General features: G+C 42.5%; 8 protein-coding genes. 7 read left to right on the top strand and 1 reads right to left on the bottom strand.

Going from position 1 to position 4,447, the window contains the following annotated elements; translation table 11 throughout:
• Positions 1 to 763 precede the first annotated feature (763 nt).
• The 5 genes from R7Z47_RS27180 to R7Z47_RS23905 all read left to right on the top strand — a co-directional run bounded on the left by R7Z47_RS27180 (position 764) and on the right by R7Z47_RS23905 (position 2,383).
• Positions 764 to 1,231, top strand: coding sequence for an MbeB family mobilization protein (locus R7Z47_RS27180; RefSeq protein ID WP_203506492.1), 468 nt, complete (start codon positions 764 to 766; stop codon positions 1,229 to 1,231).
• Complete coding sequence (locus R7Z47_RS27175) at positions 1,232 to 1,465, top strand: MbeD/MobD family mobilization/exclusion protein (protein ID WP_169567099.1); 234 nt, start codon at positions 1,232 to 1,234, stop codon at positions 1,463 to 1,465. It abuts the gene before it with no gap.
• Between the two features lie 61 nt (positions 1,466 to 1,526).
• Positions 1,527 to 1,919, top strand: coding sequence for a type II toxin-antitoxin system RelE/ParE family toxin (locus R7Z47_RS23915; RefSeq protein WP_224723981.1), 393 nt, complete (start codon positions 1,527 to 1,529; stop codon positions 1,917 to 1,919).
• Positions 1,909 to 2,196, top strand: coding sequence for a NadS family protein (gene nadS, locus R7Z47_RS23910; RefSeq protein WP_029946694.1), 288 nt, complete (start codon positions 1,909 to 1,911; stop codon positions 2,194 to 2,196). Before R7Z47_RS23915 ends, nadS begins: the two co-directional genes overlap by 11 nt.
• 16 nt (positions 2,197 to 2,212) lie before the next feature.
• Positions 2,213 to 2,383, top strand: coding sequence for a hypothetical protein (locus R7Z47_RS23905; RefSeq protein WP_158090427.1), 171 nt, complete (start codon positions 2,213 to 2,215; stop codon positions 2,381 to 2,383).
• Positions 2,384 to 2,617: 234 nt separating this feature from the next.
• Here R7Z47_RS23905 and R7Z47_RS23900 read toward each other — a convergent pair whose 3' ends face one another.
• Positions 2,618 to 2,833: a hypothetical protein gene (locus R7Z47_RS23900; protein WP_169618667.1), complete on the bottom strand. Its 216-nt coding sequence runs from the start codon at positions 2,831 to 2,833 to the stop codon at positions 2,618 to 2,620.
• Between the two features lie 158 nt (positions 2,834 to 2,991).
• Here R7Z47_RS23900 and R7Z47_RS23895 point away from each other — a divergent pair, with 158 nt between their 5' ends.
• Positions 2,992 to 3,240 carry a hypothetical protein gene (locus tag R7Z47_RS23895; RefSeq protein WP_005398517.1) on the top strand — a complete coding sequence of 83 codons (249 nt, stop codon included), beginning with the start codon at positions 2,992 to 2,994 and terminating at the stop codon, positions 3,238 to 3,240.
• Positions 3,241 to 4,095: 855 nt separating this feature from the next.
• On the top strand, positions 4,096 to 4,443 hold the full coding sequence (locus R7Z47_RS23890; RefSeq protein WP_169629215.1) for a MobC family plasmid mobilization relaxosome protein: 348 nt from the start codon (positions 4,096 to 4,098) through the stop codon (positions 4,441 to 4,443).
• Positions 4,444 to 4,447: the final 4 nt, after the last annotated feature.

Here is a 4,447-nt window from a genome sequence, read left to right as displayed (position 1 = left end):
TCAAGTATTGGCCCAACTTTCAGCAATCGAGCGTCAGCTTGGGCAAATAATGGCACAGTATGAGATCTCAGTATGATTGTTCAGTTCGCTCGTAGAGGTAAGGGCGTTGGGAGTGGCCCTGTTGATTATCTCTTAGGGAAAGATAGAAATCGGGAGAGGGCGACACTCAATCAAGGCGATCCTGATTTAGTTCAATCACTCATTGATTCGAGTCCTTACGCCAAAAAGTACACATCGGGCTTTCTCTGTTTTGCTGAAACGGACTTATCACAAGAGATTAAAGATCGCCTCATGGCTGATTTTGAAAAGGCTTTGTTACCAGGCTTAGACAAAGACCAATACTCCATTCTTTGGGTAGAGCATCTTGATAAAGGGCGGTTAGAGCTGAATTTTGTTATTCCAAATATTGAGCTTCATTCTGGCAAGCGACTTCAACCTTACTACCACTTTGCAGACAATCCTCGTATCGATGCGTGGCGCACCATTAAGAATCTTGAACTAGGGCTTCATGACCCAGATGACCCTGCTAATCAGCAAGGCTTGGTGAGTGCTAAAGACACTCCATCCGATGCAAAAGAGATTCAGCAACTTCTTACCGATGGTCTACTTAATCTTGCTCAATCAGGCGCAATCCGTAGTCGAAAAGGGGTAATTGGTGCGCTTGAAAGCAAAGGATTTGAGATTGCCAGAGTGACAGCTAAAAGCATCAGCATTAAGAATCCCGAAAGTGGGAAACGAAACATAAGATTAAAAGGTTTGTTGTATGAGCAAGATTTTGAATATGGCGAGGGACTTCAATTCGCAATCGAAGAAGCAAGCCAACGCTATCGAGCAAACGCTAAAGAAAGACTTCGAGAGGCACGAACAACGTATTCAAGATGCGTTGAAATCAAGCGAGCAGAAAATCATAAACGACATCCAAGAGCAGCAATCACGTTTGAATCTCTTGGTGATGAAAACATGGATTTGGTTGCCAGTGACCCTGTTATTTTTGGTGATCGTCAGTTACGGGATCGCTTGGTATCAAGGGCAGACGATATTAGACAATCAGAAAAAGATAGCCCGCCAAAAAGCGATCCTAGAGCAGTTCCAGAACAAGACTTGGGGGCTTTCTCTGTACGAGAGCCAGAAAGGGGAACGTTTTATTGTGATACCAGAGGGTTACTCGATTCTGGAGGGGTGGACAATGAACGATGGCAAGAACGAGCTGATCAAGTTGGAGAGGAAATAAATGACCGAGCTAGAGAAACAACTTTTGCACGCCTTCGAGGTTTTAGAGAGGCAGCACAAGGAGCAGCACAGCGAGTTCGTGAAGCTCTACAAGGATTTAGAGAAAAGATTCGAGCAGAGCAGCGAGGAGAACCAACGCTTACAGAGCAGTGTGAGCAGCTTGACCATGCAAGTAAACAACTTGACGCAGCAGCTCCAGTCGTTGGAAAAGCAATACAGCAAGAGCAGTCGTTAGCACGACAAAATCGCAGAGGTCGAGGTTTCGGATTTAATCGTTAATACATTTGAAAATACGCTTGCCAGGAGTACAATGTACTCCTATTCTTTTGGGAGAGGATCGGGTTATTAGCTACGCATTAGAGTTTATTGAAACGCCATTGTTTGAATCTCAGCGAAAAGAGATGCTCACGGATGAAGAGTTTCGAGCGTTGCAGTCAGACATCATCAAAAACCCAGAAATGGGATCGTTGATTGTCGGAACGGGAGGGCTAAGAAAAGTTCGCCTTGCTGGAGAATCGACAGGTAAGAGTGGTGGTTATCGAACGATTTACTTACTGATCCAACCTGATGTTGTCTATTTGGTGTTGCTGTACAAGAAAGGGAGAAAGGACTCTTTAACTCAGAAAGAGAAGAATCTCCTTAAAGAAGTGTCGAGGTCGATTAAGAGAGAGTATGACAATGAGCAATAGTATTTTTGATGAACTTTATACATCGATGAAGCAAGCCGAAGCGATTGCAAAAGGAGAGCAGACTCCTGCGAATGTCACTCGTTATGAGATTGCCGATGTTAAAGCGATCCGAGCACAACTGGATGTCAGCCAAAAAGAGTTGGCACAAGCGATGGATGTGAGTATTGATACCGTGAAAAGTTGGGAGCAAGGACGGAGAAATCCGACAGGTTTAGCAAGCAAAGTCCTGACTCTACTCTCTAAAGAGCCAGAGCTTTATGCGAAGTTTTCAGTTTAAAGATTAAGAGGTGTCTATGAGTGCAGCTGTTACTTTTGAGCAATTCTGTCAGCATTACGAGTACGATCCGAGAAGTTCGTTATCTCGCTTTGAATATGAGAAGTACAAAGAGAAGAAGTACAAAGAGAACTTGGAGATAGCTAACGAGCTGATCACCAAAGATGCCATCGATAAGATGAAAACATAGAAAAAACGCCCTTAGAGGGCGTTTTTTGTTTCAATCGAACAGCGAACTTTTTGCCCTGTAAATCGCTCTGAAAGCGTCACAAACTTACAGCCCGATTTCTGGCTAAGTAGGTAAGGATAAGTGCTTAAAAACGCTCCTGGAGCGTTTTGAGAGCGTCAGATTGGCGTTTTGAGATGCTAAGTCGGCTATTTAACGTAATAGGAATAATAATCACCACCACAACGTTATGTTGCTTTAAATTATGAGCTTCTTTGCTTCGATTTGAAGCCATTCAAATGTGTTTTTGGGCTCTCCATGCATTTCCATTTGATGCCAAAGTTTTTCAAATGACAAAATAGTGACTTGTAGAGCAACTTCTTCATTTCCAATTTCCATTGTTAAATTTTCGAGAAGTTTAATCGTATGAGCATCTACTAAAGTGTCGTATTTTTTTATTTCACACAGAGCCATAAAACAATACTCACAAAGTGGTGATATGCATGTAACTTTATAATAGTACTCAATTGCGTATATAGTGGTTTTTTTTGGCCTAAGTCTATTAAGAACGTTCAATTGCTCACACAAACCTAGTCTTAAATATGATGTGTATGAGATAAATGGGATAAAGCGTGAAACTAAAAATTTATTTTAAAACATCGAATAACAAAGGCTTTGAAATCGCATCATATCAAGAACATTACGAGACAATTGTTGCTCAATGGCTTTCGTTAGGTCGTACACTAGAATCGAGTTCTTTTTTCCTTGTGCTGTACGATGATGATGGTAAGTGTGTAGATGCCAAATATCTTTCAAAAAATAATTTTAGTCGATTGCTGATAGAGTGGGACTGCTTTGGTTTAAAAGAAAGTAATGAGTAATTTAACGTAACACTCGTTGTGCGAACTGAACGATAGAACGCAAAAGGTTGCCCAAACCGGCGACCTTTTTTACATCTGGCAGATACGAAAAACGCCTCCCAATGGGAGGCGTTTTTCTTGAGGACGTTCATTACCTTAGAAAAGGATCGTTGAGATCCCAGCTCTTTGGTTGTAATCTCAATCCCCAGATGTGACAAAACCGACCCTGCAAGGTCGGCTTTGATCGGAATACTTACTGGTTTGACGGCCTGTGTAAGTCCTTTCATGATAGCCCATATCATTTAAGCACTTCAAGTATTCCTGCACTCTGTTTGGACTCAAGATGTTTTGGACAGAGCGATGCGCATCAGCCACCGACCAAGGGAAGTTCCAAAGGTGGCAGGTAAAGGCACTAATCAAAACTTGCGAAAGCACGATAAAACCGCTCTCTTGTAGCTGCTAGAGGGAGAACTGCGGAAAAGGAATAATTGATTAGTGTTGTGAGACTGGAATGGGGGCGTAAAGCCTTACTCACAGCGCAGGGCAGCCCGAAAGGGAAGAGACTTACCCAATCTGAAAGCGACCAAAAAGATACCCAAATCACTCATAAATTTGAGTTGAAATGGGTAGGGGTCGGCGCAGCCGAAAGGGTGGTTTGCGCTAGCTTGGCTAGCCTCCTCTTTGCTCTTACTGTCATTGTTTGATACTTCATGATTTCCCTTATTTGCATTTCTTTATCTTACTTTCTATCTTTTGTTAAGCACATAAGCAAGGCTACACAAAGACCCCTCCACTTCGTTACGTTGTCATTGTGCCTTGTAAGGGACGCTACGCTCCCTTAACCCTAGTTAAAAGCACTCAAACTAAAGAATTGCCATGACTGAAAAGAAGAAAGTAATACGAGAAAAGTCCATCAAGATCAGAGTCACTGAGGCTGAACTTCAAGCTCTGAAAGATCGGTGTGATGGTGCGGAATTAGCTCCTTGGATGAGAGAGACTTGTCTTGGGGAACGGACTCTTAAAAGAGCCAATGTTCCTAAAGTAGACCCCGCATTATTGCGCCAGTTATCTGGACTTGGAAATAACTTGAATCAGATTACTAGAGTAGTGAATACCCAGAATTATGATGTCGTGAATGTGGTTCAAGTATTGGCCCAACTTTCAGCAATCGAGCGTCAGCTTGGGCAAATAATGGCAAAGTATGATTGTTCAGTTCGCTCGTAGAGGT

Source organism: Vibrio sp. 1641 (assembly GCF_033339995.1).
Taxonomy (GTDB): domain Bacteria; phylum Pseudomonadota; class Gammaproteobacteria; order Enterobacterales; family Vibrionaceae; genus Vibrio; species Vibrio alginolyticus.
This window is presented reverse-complemented; position numbering and strand designations above follow the sequence as displayed.